Below are 22,224 nucleotides of genomic sequence, written 5' to 3' on the forward strand. Positions count from 1 at the left end.
CACTAACTCTAGCAGGGAAAATAATAAAAGTTCAGCAATTTTGCATTGCTGAACTTTTATTATTTATTTTTTCCTATTCTGCCTAAGCTATCTTTAATAGTTGTTTCTCCAAGCTGTGTGTATAATAAGGCCGTATCTTGGCTGGTATGCCCAAGTTGTTGCATCACTTGTAACGAGTCTTTTTCTTCCATATATAATTTATTCGCTAATGTATGTCTTAATTTATGGGGAGACATTCTTTTTCCATATGCTTTAGTATATTTTTCTACAATATCTTGGATAGCTCTAACTGAAAGAGGCTGTGCAGTATGTTTATATTTCGATAAAAATACATTTTTTAATTCTTTCCCTGGAGCATATTTGTTATCTCTAATTTCCATATACTTTTCTAAATCATTCAATGCAATTGGTGTAATCCATACAGAATCTTCTTTGTTTCCTTTTCGGATTACATCAATTAGTCTTTCTTTTAAGTTTATATCTTCCATACGAAGATCGGCCAATTCACTTACACGAATACCGCTACCAAGAAAAAGGGAAAGGATAGCTACATCACGATCTTTATCTCTTAGGAAATAGAATAACTGATGTTTTGTTAAAGATTTTTCATGTTCGTACTTAACGTAATTCAAAAATTCTTGATCGTCATCATTATGGAATATTTTAGATCTCATACGTTTTGCACGAGCATTTAATGTTTCTTTATCTTTATGTATTTCTATTTTAGCCATTACATTTCTATAAAAATAACATTCTCCATCTTCATTTTCTGATAGGGAGGTAAGGTACTTAAATAAAGACTTTAAGGCTGAAATTTTTCTGTTAACAGAGGAATTCTGCATGTTTTGTTGTAGTTTTAGAAACCTCATAAAGTTCTCAACATCTTTTTTCTTTAAATTTTCCAAATCAGAGAAGGATATGTCTTTAATCGGCTTAAATTCAATAATTTGTTCAGATAATAGCCAATTAAAGAAGACTCTAAAATCATATACATAATTCAGTAGGGTGGAGGGAGAGGCATCATGCAATTCTTTGTACTCCACAAATTCTTCTATGTAAAAGGGCATTTCATTTAAATTCTTGTATAATTTCTTACGATGTACGGATTTTTGACGTTGCTTGCTGTATTCCATAAAAATCACCTCATATACACTATAACAGAAAAGATACACGAACACAAGTTCGCATTAAATTCAATTTTTACACGAACTTATTTACATAATTAAATTATGTAATACTAAGATTCACTCGAAATTGAATGGGAAAGTGTAATTATTCTAATAAAAGTTATAGATAACCAAGTGATAAATTCATATTTGGCGATAAAAATTATATATGTATATAAAATAAAACGATTTTCAAATATAAGTTCTAACAAAATGAATACATGAACACAGTTTAAAAATCATTATAAAATGTGAATTGGTTAATTTAATCAAGGTTAATCAGGAGTTAGTTAGATCAACACAAGAAAAGCTCTTATAAATTAAAATGTAATTCACTATAAAAATTGTTTATGAGTAATTCAGCATTTGATTTTTCTTATATAAAATATCAATTATATGGCGTATACCAATATACTAAGATTCATGCACTTGGGCTTGAAATCCCTAGATACTGTATTTGATTTTTATATAATCGTATTATTCTGCGTAAAATCGGTATTTCGTGCGAAGTTGTAGGATGTTTATCTTTCCCCCTTTTTATAATTCTTTTATGTTCATCCAACAAAATACATCATGCACCTTTCATCAGTATGAATATCTTTTAGTTGCAGATACATTCACCTATACATTTTAATATTGATTACATGGTTGCTTATAGGGTATAGCTAGCATATAAATACATGTTAAAAAAATTTCAATGCAATACGGGTAACTTTAACCACTTAAGACTAAATAGGTTGTGCTTTACCCAAAACTTAATTGTTTTTATATTGAAAGAGAATGTTTCCTATAGTCCTGTAAAAAGTTTTCTATATTGTACTTTGTTTATGTGAACATACAGTGATTTTTAATTCTAATACAGATTTTAAAATATAACTTTGCAATTTCTCCTTCCGTCTCAATAAGATAAGAATTCTTTTCATTTTGAGACGGATTTTACTCCTTTTTTTCAAATATCTATAATATCTCTTATGTAAACTAAATATAAGTAAGTAATTTTTCTTTTTGAATGTGCTTCCATGTTTTCTATTGTGGTAATCCACACAGATTGTTTCTAGATTATCCATATCTAATACAAGTGTTGAATGATGTTCGAGTTCTTTTATATGATGGATAACGAGTTGCATCTTCTTATGCTTCTGTTGTTTGGCTTTGTATTCATTCATGAAGCTTTCCCCTCCAACTAAGCAATATCAAATGTTAGAATGATAATCCTTGAACTACCCCCACTTTCACTTCGTTTAGAAGAGGGGGATTCCTAAGTAAAGAGTTCTATCGAACTCTAATTTATTAGGCTATCTCCACAGTCCTTGCAGTTAGAAGCCTTATCGCTTCATTCTTTAGATTGATACTTGCGTTAATATCCCTATCATGGTGTGCACGACAAGAAGGACAGTCCCATTTACGTAGGTTTAGATTTTTAACGTCTTTGTTTTGATATCCACAACAAGAACATAATTGGCTTGAAGCAAATGTTTTCGATACGACAATGACTTGTTTGCCGTACCATTTTGCCTTATATTCCAACATAGTTCGAAACTGTGACCATGATACCTCACTAATTGCTTTTGCTAACTTATGATTCTGTAACATATTAGATACTTGCAAATCCTCTATACCAATAACATCGTGGTTTTTGATGATTTCAGTTGAGACTTTGTCCAAGTAATCTTTTCTAGCATTCGTCATGTATTCATGAATTCTAGCTATTTTTACTCGTTGTTTATTCCAGCGAGAAGATCCTTTCATTCTTCTAGAAAGAACACGCTGTGCTTTTGCCAACTTCTCTTCTAATGATCGAAAAAACTTCGGATTTTTATAGGTTGTTCCATCTGACAAAATGGCGAAATCTTTTAGTCCCACATCCATTCCAATGTAGGAATTTGTTTTCGGAAGTTCTTGCACTTCTGTTTCAACTAACAATGACACAAAGTATCTGCCAGAAGGGTTCCGTCTAACTGTAGCATTTAAAATACGTCCCTTTACTTCACGACTTTTGGCAAATCGAACAAGACCGACTTTTGGTAATTTCATTTTGTTTCCTACAACGGCAATGTTTTCATTTGTTTGTTTTGTGGTGTAAGATTGTACGTTGTTCTTCTTAGATTTGAAACGCGGGGCACTGTTTTGTTTTTTGAAAAAGCGTGTATAAGCATCCGCAAGGTTGCGAACAGACGACTGAATCGCAATACTATCCACTTCTTTTAGCCAAACAAACTCTTTCTTCATGGCTGGAAGTTTGGCAGAGCATGTACCATATGTCAAACCCTTTCCTGTTTCTTTATATGCATTACCCCATAAAGATAGGAAGTGATTGAATACAAAACGAGAACAGCCAATCGTTTTATTGATTAGGATCGCTTGTGCTTTATTTGGATAGATACGAAATTTATATGCTTTATTGATCATCATTCGTTTCACCTCCATTTCGATATGTGTCTATTATACAACAAACATACATTCGATAGGTAGTGAAGTAACAGTTTATGTATGTCGAACAATTAAGATGGCTTCCTGCCATCCCTTGCCCGAAGCCAATTCATCTCCCACCTACTCACTTCGCGTTCCTTGAGGAAGGAGTCTTCTTGGCTAAAATGATAAATACTAATGATACAAAACAAGCAGTCTTTTCTATCACATTATTAGATGCCTTCAGTCTATTCATTGGACTTAGAAACGTGGATAAACTTTGACCAATTTTGTTTTTCCACTCGTGGTTAGTGTTGTGTCTTCTATTTTTAGCAAATGGCTTGATAATCGCCCAGATAATTATAAACACCGTAAAAAACGCTATAACTAACTCCAATAGGTCGCGCTCCCTTCAGGATAACTAACTGGTACGTTGGCATTTTTTGCATACTTAATAAATAGCAAAAAAAGCAATTCTGCTGGAACAGGCTTGCTTTCTGATAGAGCTCTGACAACTCAAAAACCATTTCTCTATATTATTTAAAAATAGTAATTTATGAAAATTATTGCACTCACTTAATAGAGAAATTAAAGTCATGAACTCTTACATAAATATTTTAATGATTACTATAATCAATCATAAGAATTAAAACAACGCTATATAACACTAATTGAATTATTTTTAATGTACGTAATTTCATAATGCATCCCTTAAGGTACTGAATCAAAATATCCACTTAATTAACGAAGGTTGTATTTTTTACTTTCCAGTCTTCAAGTTTAATGCTAACCCAAAAACCATAGATACCTAGTGTAATAACTGTTAGAATTAGCCATTTAATCCAGTTACTAAACAAGCCAACTGCTGAACCGTTAAATTTCATTCTATGCCCATCAACCACAGTATGGTTAATTTTCCAACCATAAACCATACACAACGCCCACGGATAGCAAATACCAAGCGTGAACACTGTAATAAGCGCTCCCAAGATACTCCAACCAATGAAGCTTAAAAGTCCACCATCAAAGAAAGACTGACGCCCCCATTTTGATTCTGGTCCATAGTTACTTCCTGCATTAACGTTTATGTTAATATTTTCTGCCATAAAACACACTCCTTTGCCAGTTTATCGTGATTAGCGCACGTATTTTATTCAATATAACCTTACATATTTTAGCACAAAAATGTTACTCCCATAAATTTTTTAAACGTTTAGTTATTTCATTTATACCAATAAACTCAAAAACTCCACTCAATACCGCTACGGTCTAAGAAAACAGCTAGAATAATAGCTTTGATTCTGTTTCTCTCTTTGCTAGATATATTAAGCAATTCATTTATTTCTTCCCACTTAAATTTCATTTTACTATAGAAGACATACGTTTCAGACAAATAAAAAACGAGTTTTACATACAACTCGTTTTTTATACCTTACCTTACTTTACTCATTCAAATATTAGCACGAGGTTCCTCTAACTCTCCCTTATTTCTCCAGTTAAATAAACTTTCAGACTTAGTCTGCTGCCCTGGTTTCACAAACAACATGGCCTCCATTGCAATAGCGGCCAGAATGGCAGCTACGAGGTTCTGGTGGAAAAACTTCAAAATATCTAAAAAAAGTCTTTCAGACTTGGACATACTGATACTATTACTCTAAAAAAGGATGTGATTGGTATGGAAAAGAAAAATCTATTCAAGTGGAAACATTATCAACCGGATGTTATTTTATTAACCGTGAGATGGTACCTACGGTACAACCTCAGTTTTCGTGATTTAGTCGAAATGATGGAAGAACGCGGGCTATCCCTGGCTCATACAACTATCATGCGATGGGTTCATCAATATGGTCACGAATTAGATAAGCGAGTACGACGTCATCTTAAGTCAACCAATGATTCTTGGCGAGTCGATGAGACGTATGTGAAAGTCAAAGGTCAATGGATGTACCTATATCGTGCTGTTGATTCAAAAGGATATACAATTGATTTTCATTTAAGTAAAACAAGAGATCATAGGGCTGCAAAGCGTTTTTTCAATAAAGCTTTGCAGTCTTTTCATGTTTCAAAGCCCCGTGTGATTACAGTGGACAAAAATCCGGCCTTTCCTATAGCGATTGAAGAGTTGAAGACAGAGAAAAAGATGCCTGTGGGCATCCAAATAAGGCAGGTAAAATACCTTAATAACATTGTAGAGCAAGATCATCGTTTTATTAAAAAGAGAGTTCGTTCAATGCTAGGATTGAAATCTTTTCGTACAGCTAAATCTATTCTTTCAGGAATAGAAGCGATGCATATCATTAAAAAAGGCCAACTTATTTTACGGGACAAGTCTGTCAAAAATGAAGTGAAGTTTATTCATCAACTATTCGGAATGGTTGCATAAGAATAGATTCCATTAGGAATCTATATACCTCTTTCAAATAAATACAATCTTTGCACCAGAACCCACTTTTCTATCACTATCCCCTGCTAATATAATAGAAGATTTATTTAAATGATATTATGATGAAGGGATAGCTATTAAGCTATCCCTCCTCTGCATTTATTATTGTTACTTAATTAGAGAATCCCATTGATATTAGTGACAAAAATGTGATGTGATTTGCAATGTTTGCACCTCAAAAGGGAACCCGCTAGTACGTAACTGCCCTCTTTTTATTACTGATTTCTTTTAGAATATTTCAAAGGATTCTATTTCTCTCTCATTTGATTATTCTGACATTTTTTGAACTTCTTGTTTTACCTGTTTTTCTTGTATTGATACCTGATTATTATCAGATGTCATTTTGTATCCAAAATAAATTACAAAAAACAACAAAATAATTATCCAAATACATATAAACACTTTATAAGAATTTTTCACTTTATATACCTCAATCACTCTATTTAAATCCATCTCGAGATTAATTTTTTAATGCTGTTTATAATTACCAATCTCTTCATTTATTTCGATACACTCATATGTAAAAGTAGCTGTGCAGCAATTAGACTGAACCTTAAATATGTACTAAATTGTGTGGGGAAGGAAGTACATTTTATATAATCTCATTACCTAAAAACCCCTATATAGTTGGTATTCTTCTTCTTTTAAGACAGAAAGGATTTTTAATATAATGTATGAAGTTCTAACTCAGACTTCTTACTACACAGACTCTTACGCACATAGAAATAACGCTTCTAGTATATGGTTTGTAACAAAAAATAAATAACAAGAAAACAAAATGAAACAAAAGTCACATAAAGTAATATTTTTGTAACATCAATGTAACATATAAATTTTTAACATACAATAGTTTTTTTACAGTATTTTTTATAAGCATATACTCATTGAACATCTGCCTTCCTTACAATATATCCCCAGATACTTTAAATACCGTTGCTATCCCTTCGATGTATTTTTCAGGCTAGATACAGTTTTTTATTTACTACTATTCTTAAAACTACATTGGTTTGTGAGCTTTCTTTTCAACCTCTCATATTTGCAACATTGTCTTCTTCATATGTCACTTATTACATAATTCCTCTAAAAATATGTGTATCCTATACTCTCTTATAGTATCTATGCACTACAACTCAATAAATAAGCACACCCTCTTCGATAGTAATCTCAAGATTCGTTCCGCTTTCATTTTCGTGCACTCTACTTTCACACAAAGGAGAATTGACAAATAAATAAGTGCTAATATAAGAAATATATATAATGCCATACTTCATCATTATTGTATGCTTGCTTGTTTCTTTCATCTTTCACAACAAATTCTATATGATAATAGGTGCACTTCTTCTATTCATGAAGTTTTTGATGTACCATTATGAATCTCTCAATTCTGTCAAAACAGTCACTTCTTTTTTATTTTTTCTTTCTCAAATAGTTTTGATTTTCCCATTGATTCTTTTACCATAAATGTATAACCGCCATAAGATTGTTTGGATTGTAGAGGTAAATCTTTATTTTCGATGACGGATTGTATATCAAATCGTTTTACACCAAAAAGTATACCTACTTCTGTTTCATCCATCATAGCTAAACAACACAGTGATACTGTCGCTCGTCTCTTTACTTTGGTTGCACAAGTCATCAGTGTATGAGCTAACTGAGCGGGACTAAGTTTTCTTCCAATTTCTGTACTAATAGGAACTGCACCTATAGCTGTAGTTCACTTACTTCCCTTAAACCGAATAAAAGCAAACGACTCTGTAAATGGATCTAGTCCATATTTTCTGCATACAAAATGATAATATTGCCGCTTTTCTTCCTCTGTTAGCTGTGATAAATCACTATTTATTGCCAATCTACCTAATATAATTTGTATTTCCTCAACCACTGTTGGTCTTTCCTTCGTACTAGGTATAAAAGAGCGTTCTAATATATTCGGAAACGTATTGAGTTCTTGCTTTTGTTTCTTATAATAAGTGACAATTTTTCACTTTGAGCTGACCTTACATAAGGCGTGTCTTACTTGAGACAGAGTAACTTTGACTCCTTTGTTTAAAAGATAACTGTACAGCTTTCGATACCCCATTCACCCTTTTAAAAGTTTAAATTGCATGACAATATAAGCCACTGTCTTTTTACGTCTTTTCTTATTTTCAGTAGGCTTACGATGAATAAAATCTATGTATATATAAAATAACCTTATATTTATTATGAGGAGCATTTATGGTTGCTGTTGCAAAGTTAAAAAAGCATACTCAGATTAATAAATGAATAATATTTCAAGTAATTGTTTTGGTGTATTTCATGCTGAAAAGCAGGAGCTTGATTAAAGATTTCTTCTCTGTTTTTATAGGCTCAAGTGCAAGGAACGGAGAAATTTATCGACATGAGGCATTACAATTGGCAAAAGGAAAATTTGTATGTTATCTGAGTGACGATGATTCATGGTTTCCTGATCACTTACAATACATGGAGCAAGCTTTATCCAAAGCAGATTTTGTACATAGCCGCTATATGGCTTTTGTGAATAAGTAACAAATGATGGCCATTCAGGGATCATTGGAGGAACTTGAGACTCGCGATCGTATGTTGAAAGAGTCATATAAATTTTAGTCCTACGATTGCTGGACACCGCATAGATACCTACCATCGTCTTCTTGAAGGATGGAGCCCTGGACCAGAGGATGTGTGGAGTGATCTTAATATGTGGCGAAAATTTCTAAAGCTAGATAATATAACTTTTCATTCAATACCAGCTGTAACTGCTCTTATTCTTCCTTCTCCCTTTAGAACTAACATGACATTACAAGAAAGAGAAGCAGAAACGGCATTTTGGGCAAAACAAATTCGTTGCCAATCTTTTCGTTCTACTATTCAAGATACATTTTTTACACTCTAATTCTAGATGGTCCTGCTGCAAAGATGCCTAAAATGTAGAAAGAATTGGATGAAGGGATTATAAATAAAAAGTCGATTTCCTGTACGTTAAGAAATCGATTTTTTAATGAGTATTTTATGTCTTGATTAGAAACGAGCTTAATTAAATAAGTCCTGTGTACTTCTTGTAATACGTGCTAATTCAGTAACTACAATTACATCACCTTCACGCAGATTCTCTAACATGCGTAATAACTCTGGTCCGTCTGTTGTAGCTCCACTAACTTTTTTTCAAACACATAATCACATCCATAATCACTCAATTGTTTGAGTTACCTTGCTAAGTTCTGATCTTGTGTTGGTACACGAGCATATCCGAGAATCATTCCGTTTCTCCCCTTTTGTCCGTTTAAGTGTCCGTAAATTAACTATAGCTTAATAACAGCATTTAATTTCCGTACATGTAAACCGAACAAATAGGTTGTTGGAAAATAAGGGTTCTAAATATGTCTAATTTGTGAACAAACATAATTCAAAATAAGTACACCCATATCGGACGTTTTATCCTCTATTTTCGTTCGTTGTGTTCGTTTGTTTTGTTACTTCTTTTCCATAGATACAACACTAGATGCACAAATACAAATCATAAAATAAACCATGTAGTTAACCAAGGATGTTCGTAAATAACTTCCATGCCCTCACCCCTTAACAACAAACAAGACGCTAAACCAAAATCACGGCAACGCCTACGATAATTGCTATTGGTTTAATGAACAATGATTAACACTTGTCCTGCCATATTCACACTATAAGAATAAGTATGGCCGTTATTACTTAAATACGCTTCGATATCTTCAGTAATATCTTTTACATCCTCTTCCTCAACGACTACCTTTTTATTTTCACCAAGACGTTTCATATAGTCTGTAAATTTATTAATTGTTTCCATTAACTTCTTCATCCTCCTATCCAAATATCCATTTTGTTCAATAAAAAAAGAACACTATAAAGTGCCCTAAGCTTCTGAGTATTAAATATACGACAATGCCCTGCCCGTTCTAATGGCGCAACATAAAAGAACTTTATAGCGGAATATATATAGCTATCGGAAAAGGAATAAGTTGGTTGGCATTGACTCGATATTGTATGTTTGGGAATTCCTTATGTGCAATAAAAAAAGAGCCCTATAAGGTACTCGTCCGATACGATTATAAAGAATGAATACGTCGTGTCAGTCAGTTATTAGTATATGCTTGTCTCATTCAAAGTTTTACTAGTTTAATATATAATTTCTATATAACAAAGAAAAAAGCACCCGTTATGGATGCTATTTCTGATTTATTTGCTACTTTAAGCCTCTTTCACAGTTACTATAACCTCTGCTAAATCATCACTATTTGTGTACTTGTTGATTTCTAAACTCACTTCGACAACTTCATAACGATCATGTCCTATTTTTACTTTTTTATTTTTTTCTAGCACTGCTATTAATCCTGCTAGATCATGGCTGTCTATTGAAGCTTTTAGTTTTTTTGTTTCGTCTTTAAAAGAAATCAGCATATATGCCCCCTCCTCTCCAAATCTATCTATTCGACAAAAGACCTTATCATCCTTTTATCTGAATAAAACAAAAAGCCATCTCCGAACATTGACCTTATTCTCTGTAAACTCCATTCCACACATTCCGTCTGCGCCTACGCCTAATAGCTTTACGTTATCTTCCATTTTCATAACCTCACTTTCTATTCAAAGGATTATTTTGTTCAGATTCTGGTAAAGTGTTAATATTCTTCATAAAGGAGGTCTACTAATGAAAAATCCCTGGAAGAAAATCTCTTTAATTGCTTTCATAGTAATTGTCCTTTTAATAATTTTATATTTTGGCGGTATGTCACTTTTTTGGAACCAACCCTGAATAAAACTAAATATTACGTTAATACTGTAGACACATGGTTATCCTTTCTTTGTTTTCCTTGGGTGAGCAGTTAGCTTTTGCTAGCTGCTCTTTTACTTTCTTCATCCCTTACCATTCTCTTTAAGGAGATCAATACATCTTCCAGTGTTTGTTTATCCCCTATGACATCCCTGTTTGTTTGGATGTGCCAAACGATATTTTCTAATTGCGTTTTGATGTTCATATCCATTCCCCTTTTCTACAAAATGAAATTTTTGTTATCCCCCCTCCAAAACCCACAATATGTTAATATATACATAGATTAACAACAATGATTTTTTAGACATTTAAGAAAGGATGATAAAATGGTTATTTTCCAATGGCTAGAATCATGGCTATCTAGTGATATTCTTCATTTTAATTTATTTGTAGGTATGACAACCCTTCTCTCTCTAGCGTCTGTTATCTTATTTTCTATAACGTTTAAGAAAATAGGTACCAATGATACAGAAAGACTAAAACTCAAGCACCAAATATCTTATACAATGTGCACTTCACTACTTGTCTTATTAGCCATATTTATTCTATGGATGCCTACAAATACTATCTATTTAAGACAGTATCTCATCATGATAATTTCCATTTCACTTCTTTTCGGATCGATATCAGGTCTGTACCATTATAGAAAAGAAATACTCCCTGAGAGTTGAGTTAAACTCCTTTTTAGAACTCGTTGCAGTTAGCGGGTTCTTTTTTTATAAAATAGCGTTTTTATTAAAAACTTCTCACATTTAAACCGGACAAGCATATGTTATTGTATGGAAGCTTTCCATTCATAGCATTCTATCTTTCTCATTTGAGAGCACACATATAAGTGTGCTTTTTTTTATTTAAGATAAAATAACGATTTTATTGAGATTTAAACTAATAACTAATGCCCTATAGTAGTTATTCGCTGTTTCCAAAATAAATTGAATTAATAGTATAAAAATGAGGTATTAATAAAAAATTAAATTTACTATTTTTCTAAACACACAAGTGAGGTGATTTTGATAGATTACAAAAACAAAGATATATTCAATAAATTTCCGCTTATGGATATTAACCATATTATTCTCCCACATTATCCAACTGGTGCTACTGGATCGACTGGTGTTACCGGACCAACTGGTGTTACTGGACCGACTGGTGCTACCGGACCAACTGGTGCTACTGGATCGACTGGTGTTACCGGACCAACTGGTGTTACTGGATCGACTGGTGCTACCGGACCAATTGGTGTTACAGGATCGACTGGTGCTACCGGACCAATTGGTGTTACTGGACCAACTGGTGTTACAGGATCGACTGGTGCTACCGGACCAACTGGTGCTACTGGATCGACTGGTGTTACCGGACCAACTGGTGTTACTGGATCGACTGGTGCTACCGGACCAATTGGTGTTACAGGATCGACTGGTGCTACCGGACCAATTGGTGTTACTGGACCAACTGGTGTTACAGGATCGACTGGTGCTACCGGATCGACTGGTGCTACCGGACCAACTGGTGCTACTGGATTGACTGGTGTTACTGGATTGACTGGTGCTACTGGATCGACTGGTGTTACTGGATCGACTGGTGTTACCGGACCAACTGGTGTTACTGGATCGACTGGTGCTACTGGATCGACTGGTGTTACCGGACCAACTGGTGTTACCGGACCAACTGGTGTTACCGGATCGACTGGTGCTACCGGACCAACTGGTGTTACTGGGCCAACTGGTGTTACAGGATCGACTGGTGCTACCGGACCGACTGGTGCTACCGGATCGACTGGACCCTCTGGCGTAGGATTAACAAACTATCTATATGCTTTTGATACTACCAACCAGTCAATTGTAGTAGGAGGTAATGTTACTTTTAATACAAATGGACCTATAATAGGAACCGCCCTTACCCACATAGCAAGTACTGGAAATATTATAATTAATACACTAGGAACATATGTAGCAGAATTTCAATTAGAATCTTCTCGTGAAAACCAATTTTCCTTTGCACTAAACGGTACACCAATTCCAGGCGGACGGTTTGGGACAGGGTCACCCCATTCCTTAAATCAAGGTACTGTTGCTTTTACAGTAACAGTTGTTCCTTCAACATTAACTTTAATAAATAATACTTCTTCAGCGGGTACTATCACTCTCTCAAATAGTGATGGTGGCTCTTTAACAAATGTATCTGCAAATGTAAGTGTTTTTCAGGTAGGATGATTAATTAGGTTAGAAACGTGATTCATAAAGCGACTCTACTTAACCTTTATGAATCACGTAGATTAAGATAACTTTTAACCTTCTTACTTTAATTAAAATAACTATTTTATTAAAAATCTTTAATGAGCTAATCCTTACAGTTTTGTAAGACTACTGTCACTAAAATCAATTTTTTCACTATAAACTCTTTACTATAATTTTCCTTATACACAAACAATAAGGAGCGATTTAAAAATGTTTTTTTCTGAATTAAATATTGATGCTTTTCGAGCTATCAATAATTTAGGGAAGCAATATTCATCCCTAAACTCCACTATGGTATTTTTAGCGGAATATATGGTGTATTTTTTAGGTTTAATTATTATTGCTTATTGGTTTACTCAATCTAGAAAAAACAAAATGATGATTATTCAAGCAATAGTTGCTTTCGTAACTGCTGAAATAATTGGAAAATTAGCAGGGAGTTTGCATTTGAATTATCAACCATTTGCAGTATTACCTAATGTTAATAAACTTGTCGATCATGCAGTAGATAATTCATTTCCTAGCGACCATACGATTCTATTTTTTTCAATTTGTTTTTCATTCTGGCTTGTTCGTAAAAAGGCTAGATGGTTATGGCTTGTACTTGCATTCTGCGTAGCTATTTCTCGTATTTGGGTAGGAGTTCATTATCCTTTTGATGTCATAACAGGAGCTTTAATAGGAATTATTTCAGCACTATTTTCATATTGGTTAACACCGAAAATTACATTCATCAAACAATTACTTAATCTTTACGAAAAAATAGAACAAAATGTAATACCCTCCAAAAACAAGTCGAAAAACTTTTGATTAATCTCACAAAGCTAAAAAGATTACATATATTACCGAGTATTTTTCAATATTGTCTTGATCGAAGAGCGCTCCCTTGGGCGCTCTTTAATTTTAAAATAACGCTTTGATTAAAATCTATGAATCCATTTCTTAGGTGAAAAACTTTTATAGAAACACCTTTTTTGGACAAATTTACCGGGTGAATTAGCGGAAATTTCGTGTTATTCTGAACTTGTTGAATAACCCAATACATTCAACAATGCTCTTGATTGCATACTTAGTATGCAATCATCCATCCAGATACCTTAGCTAATACCTCCCCCTAATCGTTGTTATAGCTAAGGTATCTTTTTAGATGCCCTGTGTGCAGGGCTTTTTCATTTCAGTGATGATGCTCTTTATCCCATCTAATTATCGATGCTTTCAGTCCAATTTCTTAATAAAATTCAAATTTGATTAAAGTAACTGTGTTTTTCGTTCTTCCATACGGATTACTTTTCCACTTTGAGGTGGTTGTATTAGTTGGACCTGACCATTTTTAACAACATATATTCCGTTTATTTTCAAATCTATTTCAGCTGTCATTTCTACAAGATTTTCTTTTCTAATTCCCACCAAGATCACTCCCATATGTTATAATTAATTTGTCGAATAATTATGTCGAGAGCAATCTCGGCTTTTTTGTTTGTCTACAAATATCGCACAACATTTTCTGAAACAAATGATTGTTCAAGTGATAAATGAAGCCGTATTGGAATAGGCTTTTTTTCATCCCGTGCTCGCTTACACATTTCCTCTGCTTCTTCCCAATCAAATTGTTTACCCTCCACTCGCTTATAACGCCAAATTCCAATTGTGTAATCTTCAAATAACTCATAACGCTCATCAGGCGCTGTCGTTGGTTTTAATTCATCAATCGCTTTGGCTTGACGTGGTATTTGTACAACAACGTCGGCAAAACGTAGTTTAGAATTTAATCGATGATCATGAGCCTTCTTAAAATCAAATGACACAACTGGTTCAACATCAAAGATTGTTAACTGCTTTGGCATTGCTTTTCCCCTCCAATACATGCAAGCTTGCAATTAAGATTCCTTCAAGCTGCGTTAACGTTAGCGGTTCTGGTGCAAATACTTAGGAAAGATATAAAGAGGCGAAAAGTTTCCTAGTGGAATCTAGTCTTAAGCAACAATTCCAAATAGTTGATGGATGAACTCCACTTGATTTTGGACAGACTTGTCCAGTAAAATAAGTTGCCCTTTTTTTACCATATGCATAGCTTCTATTCAAGAAATAATGGCTGTAGCTGTGCGAAAGGATTTCAATCCTATCATCGAACGAACTCGCTTTTTAATAAATCGATGATCTTGTTCCACTATATTATTGAGATATTTTACATGCCTTAGTTGGATGCCTAATGGCATCTTTTTTTCTTTTCTCAATTCTTCAACTGTTATAGGATAAGCTGGATTCTTATCAACTGTCACGACACGAGGCTCAGAAATATGAAAAGACTGCAAAGCTTTCTTGAAGAATCGCTTTGCAGTCTTGTGGTTTCTTGCTTTGCTTAGGTAAAAATCGATGGTATTTCCTTTCGAATCGACAGCACGATACAGGTAACATCCATTGACTTTTTAATTTGATATATGTTTCATCAACTCTCCAAGAGTCATTGGTTTGCTTGAGATGACGACGGATTCTTTTGTCTAATTCAGGACCATACTGATGAACCCAACGCATAATCGTTGTATGAGCAACGGATAAGCCCCGTTCCTCCATCATTTCCACCAAATCGCGAAATCTCAAGTTGTACCGTAGGTACCATCTTACTGTTTGCAAAATAATATCATGATGATAATGCTTCCACTTGAATAAATTTCGCTTTTCCATACTGATCACGCACCTTTTTAGAGTAATCGTATCAGTATGTCCAAGATTTAGAGATTACTTGAAGTTTTCGCACCAGAACCAGAAAAAGGCACCTAAAAGGTGCCTTCTTCTTATGAGATAAAAATTATTTAGCTAGTTATGAAATAATTATTCTCTCAAATAGACGATATCATCAACTTATTGAAATTGTTTTCCATAAGGACAACGAGAATATCCAATTCGAATCTCCATTTCCTTGGTAACTTTGAACAGCTTCATAGATTTTCCCTTGATACTCTACTCTATCCCCTTTTGTATATGCTTTCCTCGGATCCCATTTTTCATAAGAGGTATTTTGCTCTTTTGTTTTTATACTAAGAACACTACTTTGAATAGACTGATTTCCAGCTGCATCTATAGCCTTCACAGTATATTTGTATTCCATGTTAGCAGTCAGTTTACTATCAGTAAATGTGGTTCCCTGTACCGTTTGAATGAATCTTCCGTCACGTAATATTTGATATTCTTTCACACCTACGTTATCTGTTGATGAATTCCATTTTAACTCTACGCTATTTGTAGTAATGTTGGCTGCTTGTAATCCTTCAGGCCGTGTAGGAGCTTCCGTATCTGGGCTAGGGTTAATAATTTGATCAACTTTCTTAAGACCATTAACTGTAACTTGATACACTATCTTCTTACCAAAGCTCTCCTGTATATTTTTATCCACATTTATAAGAGTCGCCCGGTTTCCACCCTCTAAATGTGTAAACTCAATATAGTCTCCGACTTTCATCGGAATTTTTTGTGTTTCAGCATTTTGTTGCCTGTTTCCATAAATATCTTTATTATATACCACTTTTCCGGATGAATTTTGGACTTTCACACTCGCATATGTACTATCAAAGTAATGATGTGGTACACCTGCTTTTAATTGAATTTGCATTTCTTCTTTTGTCTTATTAAAATCCAATTTTGCAAACTCAAAATCTCCTATTCCTTTCATTGACCATACAAATTGGTTTCCCTCTAAAACATTATTTGATATATCTGGACTATATCCCAAATTTGACAGGATTGACTTTAAATCTGGCAAAACACCGATTTTATCTGTTAACGGATTTTGGGATTTGGTACCTGTATTTTGATTACTTAGTATATTTCTTAATTCAGCTGGTTTATATGGACGACCTAAATGTTCTTTAGCCACACCTTGTATTGAAGTCGCTGCTCCAGCAATAATTGGAGAAGCACTAGATGTACCACTAAAGCCTGTTGTATAGAGATTTTTAGTAATCCTATTAGGCTCAGCACGAGTTGTATCTACGTTTTCTCCCCAACCATAAACATCAATTCTACTACCATAATTTGAAAACCATAAACGTTTATGAGGAACAGTTGACGATGCGGCTCCAATCATTATAGCTCCTGAATCTTTAAAGTCCGGACTATTGCGATTTAATACCTGTTTTCCATTCCGATCTCTAAATTGATCAAGGTCATTAGAACCATTTGCCCCGGCTTCTATCACAATAATTCCTTTATCCGTTCCAGCTCGTATTGCATCAAAGATATCTGGCTGTACTTCAACAGGTAAATATTTATCTCCATATCCATCATATGAAGCTTGTGCCTCTAATAATAAAATATCCCCAGCTTGTAAATTATGTACAGCATTTATTATCGCATCAGCCGTATTATAAGACCCATCACCTCTTATTTGGGATACTACTTTGACCTTAGCCTTTGGTGCAATTCCTATATTACCAATCTCATTATCTTCAGCAGAAACAATCCCAAGAACAGATGTTCCATGACCAACGTGTTGATCTATATTTCTACCAGATATAAGCTCAACTTTTTGATTTACTAAATCTTCATGGTCTAATAACCACCCATACTCCATATCTACAAAAGTAGTTCCTTTTCCATCTCCACCTTTAATGCTCCATGCATAAGATGCATTAATCCCATATGGTGCTTCCTTAAGATATCCCTGGTTTAAAAATCTTGGATCGTCGTAAGGGTTAAGCGATACAGTAGGTAATTGTACTTCTGGTAAAAGAGTTGGTTTTTCTTGCATATATACTTCTTCAACAAGATAAGATTTCTTAAACTTGTCCATCAATGTTTCAGCTGTTACTTTATTAGGTACTTCTACAATATAATAATCTAGTAAATTAGAAGATGATTTTTTTTCAGTTTCCCTCGTATCTTTATCAATATTTTCAATCTCTTTTGGGTCCACAGATGTAAATAAACGTTTTAATGTTAGCTGTGGAAATTCAGAAAAGATTTTTACTAATTCCAGATCGCTATCTTCGTTTTTTATTTGTTTCTCAAGTCCATCCTTATACGGGAAATTCACTTCACTTTTAAACTTTACAATAATTTGATCTTCTTCTTTAATATCTGCCTCAGATTGACTTATATTTTTTACAGGACCTTTCGAATCTGCATACACTACATTGGGATTTTCATGAAATTTAATTAGCTCTAATCCTGTAAAGGCCGTAAGTGCAATCGTAGAAACGAATATCCCTTTTATAAATTTCATAATGAATACCCCTATTCTTATTTCTTTATATAACAATTTACAGATTTTTTAAAGGTTCTACTTTGAATAAATAACTCAACATCACTTGTGTGTATTCATAAATTATTTTAAAAAATCTTTTATTATACACGCAACAGGTTGTTTATTTTTTATATACAAATGAACTGTTAACACCTATACCCTTCCCTTCAAACAACACAACAATTGTCCTCATGATATGAAATATAAGTGAAAGCCCTTTGAAAAACGCCAAAAATATTAAAAATTCACTTATAAACAACCGGATAATTTTATTTCTATATTACTTTATAAATAATTCTTTCTAATTGCTAATATTTTCATAGTAGATGGCGGCACGTTTTTCTAACCATATTAATCTTATTGGACAAAAAAATGATGAATGTGATGTTAAAACTAAGACAAGCTACCTATAATGGTAGTTGTGCAGTTTGTGAGATAGAAGAATGTAATTTGTATGCTACGATCTGACATAATTCTAATGGTATGGAATGTATATTTCTCCGTAAAAGTAACTTGCTTTTATCTTTTTTAAACAATTTATTGTATTATTTTCATCTAATTAGGCACAGGAACAATTTAAAAATTCTTACTACTTTTTAGGGAAAACGTTTTTAGGGTACATTTTAAAATAGCTCTTTTTCTTTAAAATGTTTCTGTGCTTAATATTTAAAATATCTTATGTCAAAATTTCCCGCAACTAATATGTTAAATGATTTATAATTATATATAATATGGAATATTATAGTTAAATATTCCATATTATACTCTATTAAATATAGCGTATTTAACTTATTATGAATTGATTTGTTAGTCTAAGTATGAATTATTAAGTATGTTTTGTTTATAATTGTCACAATATAATTTTATCTTCGACGTTTTAATTACTTATAGAACATTTACATATGTTATAACTGTTATTTATGAGATAAAGAATCTCTCTACATATAAGATTTACTTAATTTAGATTTTTTCTCTCTCAATCATTTTGTCGAAAAAAGTCGAATTTTCATATTTTTTCTTTATCTTTTTGTTGTAAACGTTTTATTTTCGTGTTACCATCTTAATCAAACAATAGATGGTAACAAACTTAAAATATTTCTTTCCATTAGACACATATAAACGTTCGGTAACAACATGAAATTATGGTCAAAGAAATATGAACTACCTGATAAAATATTCAAAGGGATTTTTACCACCTAAATTTTCTGTTAATTCAGAATGTAGAACTTTAACATTTTGTCCCTAAGCAAAATTTACATTTTAGCGTGGTAAACCCAAAAAACTAAATCACCCACCCAAATTAATAAATGAAATGTCTGGTTATATCTAGTAATAAGTCATGAAAAAATGATTTCTTCCCTAAGAAAACTGAGCCAATTAATAAAAAGCATCTAAATTACTATCTATTGTTGATCACATATTTACCAACTATAAAAAAGAACCTACTGAAGGTTCTTTTTTATTTTAATCATTAGTATTTCAATTATTGATAATCATTGGTGTTGAATCTTTATTTCTTCAGCTGCAATCAAGCATATGCGTCCTTTTTATATAACAAGTTGTTTCATGCGATCCTATTTATTCTTAACATGCCTCTTTAACCTTTCAAACCTTCCACTCTTACATGAATGTCCCTCATCTTTTCATCCAAAGATTTTGCAGTTTTGGCCGCGTCAATAAGCTCTTGCTCCAGATAGAAAGGGATTTTTTTGTCATACTTATAATAAATTTTATGTTCTAGGCTAGCCCAAAAATCCATCGCTAAGGTTCGAAGCTGTATTTCAACATAAACAGTCTCTACTTTTTGGGATAGTGTTACAGGTATTTGTACAATTACATGTAAACTCTGATACCCATTTGATTTTGGATTTTCAATATAGTCTTTCACCTGTACAATTTTAATATCATTTCGTTTGGATAGCTGAGAATATATATCATAAATGTCATTTACAAAAGAACAAATGATTCTCATACCTGCAATATCATACAACTTTTCTCTTGAGTTTGACATTGTAGGAGAAATTCCTTTTCTATCAAGTTTTAGTTGAATACTTTCGAATGATTTAAGTCTCGTCTTAATATGCTCAATTTGATTATGGTTTTTTAAATACTTTGCTTCTTCAGCTATTATATTAATTTTGGTTGTCATTTCATCTAAAGCAAACTTATATGGTAGTAAAAATTGACCCCATTTTCTTACATCTTCCATGTTAATCCCCCTCTTATTTCAACTTTTCACATGTATTGTTCAATTGAATCAATCACATTAAAAACGTTCATCAGATAGACAGAAAGAAGATGCCTTAACTCTAAAAATTCTTCATTTTTTAAACAACTAATTTATGTTCTCAAGTCGATCATCTACTTGATTTGAAATTGGAACTGTTGTTCTTTTAAGAAAGAACGATAGAATAAATGCTACACCAGCAATAACAGCTGATACTAAAAATGCATCATTGATTCCTGAAATAGTTGCTTCCATGGAGATGTGCTGCTGTATTTTTGCTAAGGCTTCACCAGTAGGTGCATTTGTTAGCTTATTTATAGCATTAGACATCATTTCTTCTACATGTATTGCTGTTCGATTAGACATAATTGTAACGAGTAGGCTACCACCAATTGCTCCTGAAACCTGTTGAATCGTACTATTCATTGCTGTTCCGTGTGGTGTGAATTCTGGTGGTAATTGATTTAAACCATTCGTCATAATCGGCATCATAACCATTGAGATACCAAGCATACGAGTTGCATATAACACAACTAAATGTGTATACTCAGTGGATCCCGTTAGTTGACTAAATAAAAATGTTGTAACGATTACAATAGCTAAGCCAATAAACGCCAACAATTTCGGACCATATTTATCGAATAATTTTCCTGTAATAGGCATCATAATCCCCATGATTAATGCGCCAGGTAACATTAGTAAACCAGAATCCATTGCGGAAATACCACGGATATTTTGTAAATAAATCGGTAATAACAGCATGGCAGAGAACATCGCCATGTTTAAAGCCACTGAAATAATTGACGATAAAGCAAACATTGGGTATTTATATACTCTAAAGTCGAGCATAGGCTCCTCAAGATTAAATTGACGAACAATTAACCCTACCAACGATGCTAGTCCAATAATAATGGTTAAATAAACATTAGGTGCACTCCATCCACTGTTACCAGCAGAGCTGAATCCATATAAAATACCACCAAAAGCCAAGGCTGATAAGACAACAGATAATCCATCAATATTGTCATTGCTTTTTTCTTTGTGATCATGTAATTTAAAGTATCCCAAAATCCAGACTAAAGCCATTATAGGAGCCATCATTAAGAAAAGTACCGGCCAATCATAATGTTGGATAACCCACCCCGATAATGTTGGTCCAATAGCAGGTGCAAAAATCATTACTAAACCAAAAATTCCCATTGCTGAGCCACGTTTTTCAGGTGGAAATGTTGTATATAAAACATTCATTAGTAGTGGCATAATTAAAGCCGCTCCTGAAGCTTGAATCATACGAGCCGAAAGTAAGACTGAAAAACTTGGTGCAAATCCACCTATTAATGTACCAATTGTAAACAACCCCATAGAGGTTAAAAATAATCGTCTAGCCGTATATTTTTTTATTAAAAATGCAGTAGTGGGAATTAAAATTCCATTTACTAGCATATATCCTGTCGATAACCATTGTACGGTTGAAGCACTCACATCAAAATCCTTCATGATAGATGGTAAAGCTATATTGAGCAATGTATTACTTAATAACGCTACAAATGCTCCTATCATTAAAATCGCTAATAAGCTAAAAGAAGCTTTTGTTTGTTTTTCTTTCATGTATATGCCCCCTTCTGTACTATCGGTTTATTTTTATACCTCGAGTCCAACAAGGTTAATGATATCTCATTAGCAATTAATTATCAACAAA

Annotated in this window: 17 protein-coding genes and 3 pseudogenes; 4 read left to right on the forward strand and 16 right to left on the reverse strand. The window is 33.2% G+C overall.

Annotated features, from left to right (window positions below):
- Nucleotides 1–59 precede the first annotated feature (59 nt).
- From xerS to MKY90_RS29245, 4 genes and pseudogenes are all read right to left on the reverse strand, one after another.
- Nucleotides 60–1,133 carry a tyrosine recombinase XerS gene (xerS, locus tag MKY90_RS29230; protein ID WP_016097047.1) on the reverse strand — a complete coding sequence of 358 codons (1,074 nt, stop codon included), beginning with the start codon at nucleotides 1,131–1,133 and terminating at the stop codon, nucleotides 60–62.
- A 1,031-nt stretch (nucleotides 1,134–2,164) separates the two neighbouring features.
- Nucleotides 2,165–2,305, reverse strand: a pseudogene (locus tag MKY90_RS29235) (HNH endonuclease); the annotation flags it as partial.
- Nucleotides 2,306–2,456: 151 nt separating this feature from the next.
- Complete coding sequence (tnpB, locus tag MKY90_RS29240) at nucleotides 2,457–3,578, reverse strand: IS200/IS605 family element RNA-guided endonuclease TnpB (protein ID WP_098167481.1); 1,122 nt, start codon at nucleotides 3,576–3,578, stop codon at nucleotides 2,457–2,459.
- A gap of 734 nt (nucleotides 3,579–4,312) precedes the next feature.
- A complete protein-coding gene (locus MKY90_RS29245) occupies nucleotides 4,313–4,681 on the reverse strand; it encodes a DUF898 family protein (protein WP_341093632.1) in 369 nt (122 codons plus the stop codon).
- A 569-nt stretch (nucleotides 4,682–5,250) separates the two neighbouring features.
- Between MKY90_RS29245 and MKY90_RS29250 the strand changes: the two genes are divergently transcribed.
- Complete coding sequence (locus MKY90_RS29250; protein WP_098167478.1) at nucleotides 5,251–5,958, forward strand: IS6 family transposase; 708 nt, start codon at nucleotides 5,251–5,253, stop codon at nucleotides 5,956–5,958.
- Nucleotides 5,959–7,414: 1,456 nt separating this feature from the next.
- Here the strand turns inward: MKY90_RS29250 and MKY90_RS29255 are convergent.
- Complete coding sequence (locus MKY90_RS29255) at nucleotides 7,415–7,597, reverse strand: hypothetical protein (protein WP_341093637.1); 183 nt, start codon at nucleotides 7,595–7,597, stop codon at nucleotides 7,415–7,417.
- Nucleotides 7,598–7,732: 135 nt separating this feature from the next.
- Nucleotides 7,733–7,900, reverse strand: coding sequence for a hypothetical protein (locus MKY90_RS29260; RefSeq protein ID WP_154214060.1), 168 nt, complete (start codon nucleotides 7,898–7,900; stop codon nucleotides 7,733–7,735).
- 816 nt (nucleotides 7,901–8,716) lie between these two features.
- Here MKY90_RS29260 and MKY90_RS29265 point away from each other — a divergent pair.
- Complete coding sequence (locus MKY90_RS29265; RefSeq protein ID WP_016096711.1) at nucleotides 8,717–8,911, forward strand: hypothetical protein; 195 nt, start codon at nucleotides 8,717–8,719, stop codon at nucleotides 8,909–8,911.
- A 143-nt stretch (nucleotides 8,912–9,054) separates the two neighbouring features.
- Here MKY90_RS29265 and MKY90_RS29270 read toward each other — a convergent pair.
- From MKY90_RS29270 to MKY90_RS29285, 4 genes and pseudogenes are all read right to left on the reverse strand, one after another.
- Nucleotides 9,055–9,275: pseudogene (locus MKY90_RS29270) on the reverse strand (recombinase family protein); the annotation flags it as partial.
- Nucleotides 9,276–9,655: 380 nt separating this feature from the next.
- On the reverse strand, nucleotides 9,656–9,850 hold the full coding sequence (locus tag MKY90_RS29275) for a hypothetical protein (RefSeq protein ID WP_235675284.1): 195 nt from the start codon (nucleotides 9,848–9,850) through the stop codon (nucleotides 9,656–9,658).
- Nucleotides 9,851–10,239: 389 nt separating this feature from the next.
- Nucleotides 10,240–10,449 carry a hypothetical protein gene (locus MKY90_RS29280; RefSeq protein ID WP_002204055.1) on the reverse strand — a complete coding sequence of 70 codons (210 nt, stop codon included), beginning with the start codon at nucleotides 10,447–10,449 and terminating at the stop codon, nucleotides 10,240–10,242.
- Nucleotides 10,450–10,874: 425 nt separating this feature from the next.
- Nucleotides 10,875–11,027 carry a hypothetical protein gene (locus MKY90_RS29285; RefSeq protein WP_176523409.1) on the reverse strand — a complete coding sequence of 51 codons (153 nt, stop codon included), beginning with the start codon at nucleotides 11,025–11,027 and terminating at the stop codon, nucleotides 10,875–10,877.
- Between the two features lie 805 nt (nucleotides 11,028–11,832).
- Here MKY90_RS29285 and MKY90_RS29290 point away from each other — a divergent pair.
- Nucleotides 11,833–13,035 carry a collagen-like protein gene (locus MKY90_RS29290; protein ID WP_341093641.1) on the forward strand — a complete coding sequence of 401 codons (1,203 nt, stop codon included), beginning with the start codon at nucleotides 11,833–11,835 and terminating at the stop codon, nucleotides 13,033–13,035.
- 234 nt (nucleotides 13,036–13,269) lie between these two features.
- A complete protein-coding gene (locus MKY90_RS29295) occupies nucleotides 13,270–13,869 on the forward strand; it encodes an undecaprenyl-diphosphatase (protein ID WP_098167475.1) in 600 nt (199 codons plus the stop codon).
- Between the two features lie 438 nt (nucleotides 13,870–14,307).
- On the opposite strand, the gene MKY90_RS29300 is transcribed toward MKY90_RS29295, so the two are convergent.
- The 6 genes and pseudogenes from MKY90_RS29300 to MKY90_RS29325 all read right to left on the reverse strand — a co-directional run bounded on the left by MKY90_RS29300 (nucleotide 14,308) and on the right by MKY90_RS29325 (nucleotide 22,133).
- Nucleotides 14,308–14,466, reverse strand: coding sequence for a DUF3954 domain-containing protein (locus MKY90_RS29300; protein WP_002204060.1), 159 nt, complete (start codon nucleotides 14,464–14,466; stop codon nucleotides 14,308–14,310).
- A gap of 74 nt (nucleotides 14,467–14,540) precedes the next feature.
- Nucleotides 14,541–14,903: a cell division protein SepF gene (locus tag MKY90_RS29305; protein ID WP_098167474.1), complete on the reverse strand. Its 363-nt coding sequence runs from the start codon at nucleotides 14,901–14,903 to the stop codon at nucleotides 14,541–14,543.
- Nucleotides 14,904–15,032: 129 nt separating this feature from the next.
- Nucleotides 15,033–15,741 (reverse strand): annotated as a pseudogene (locus MKY90_RS29310) (IS6 family transposase).
- Nucleotides 15,742–15,913: 172 nt separating this feature from the next.
- Nucleotides 15,914–18,277: a putative mucin/carbohydrate-binding domain-containing protein gene (locus MKY90_RS29315; protein ID WP_113937277.1), complete on the reverse strand. Its 2,364-nt coding sequence runs from the start codon at nucleotides 18,275–18,277 to the stop codon at nucleotides 15,914–15,916.
- Between the two features lie 1,618 nt (nucleotides 18,278–19,895).
- Nucleotides 19,896–20,507: a GTP pyrophosphokinase gene (locus tag MKY90_RS29320; RefSeq protein ID WP_033728681.1), complete on the reverse strand. Its 612-nt coding sequence runs from the start codon at nucleotides 20,505–20,507 to the stop codon at nucleotides 19,896–19,898.
- Nucleotides 20,508–20,633: 126 nt separating this feature from the next.
- Nucleotides 20,634–22,133 carry a DHA2 family efflux MFS transporter permease subunit gene (locus MKY90_RS29325; RefSeq protein ID WP_098633309.1) on the reverse strand — a complete coding sequence of 500 codons (1,500 nt, stop codon included), beginning with the start codon at nucleotides 22,131–22,133 and terminating at the stop codon, nucleotides 20,634–20,636.
- Between the last annotated feature and the right edge of the window lie 91 nt (nucleotides 22,134–22,224).

It is taken from the genome of Bacillus sp. FSL P2-0099 (assembly GCF_038007445.1).
Taxonomy (GTDB): Bacteria; Bacillota; Bacilli; order Bacillales; family Bacillaceae_G; genus Bacillus_A; species Bacillus_A mycoides.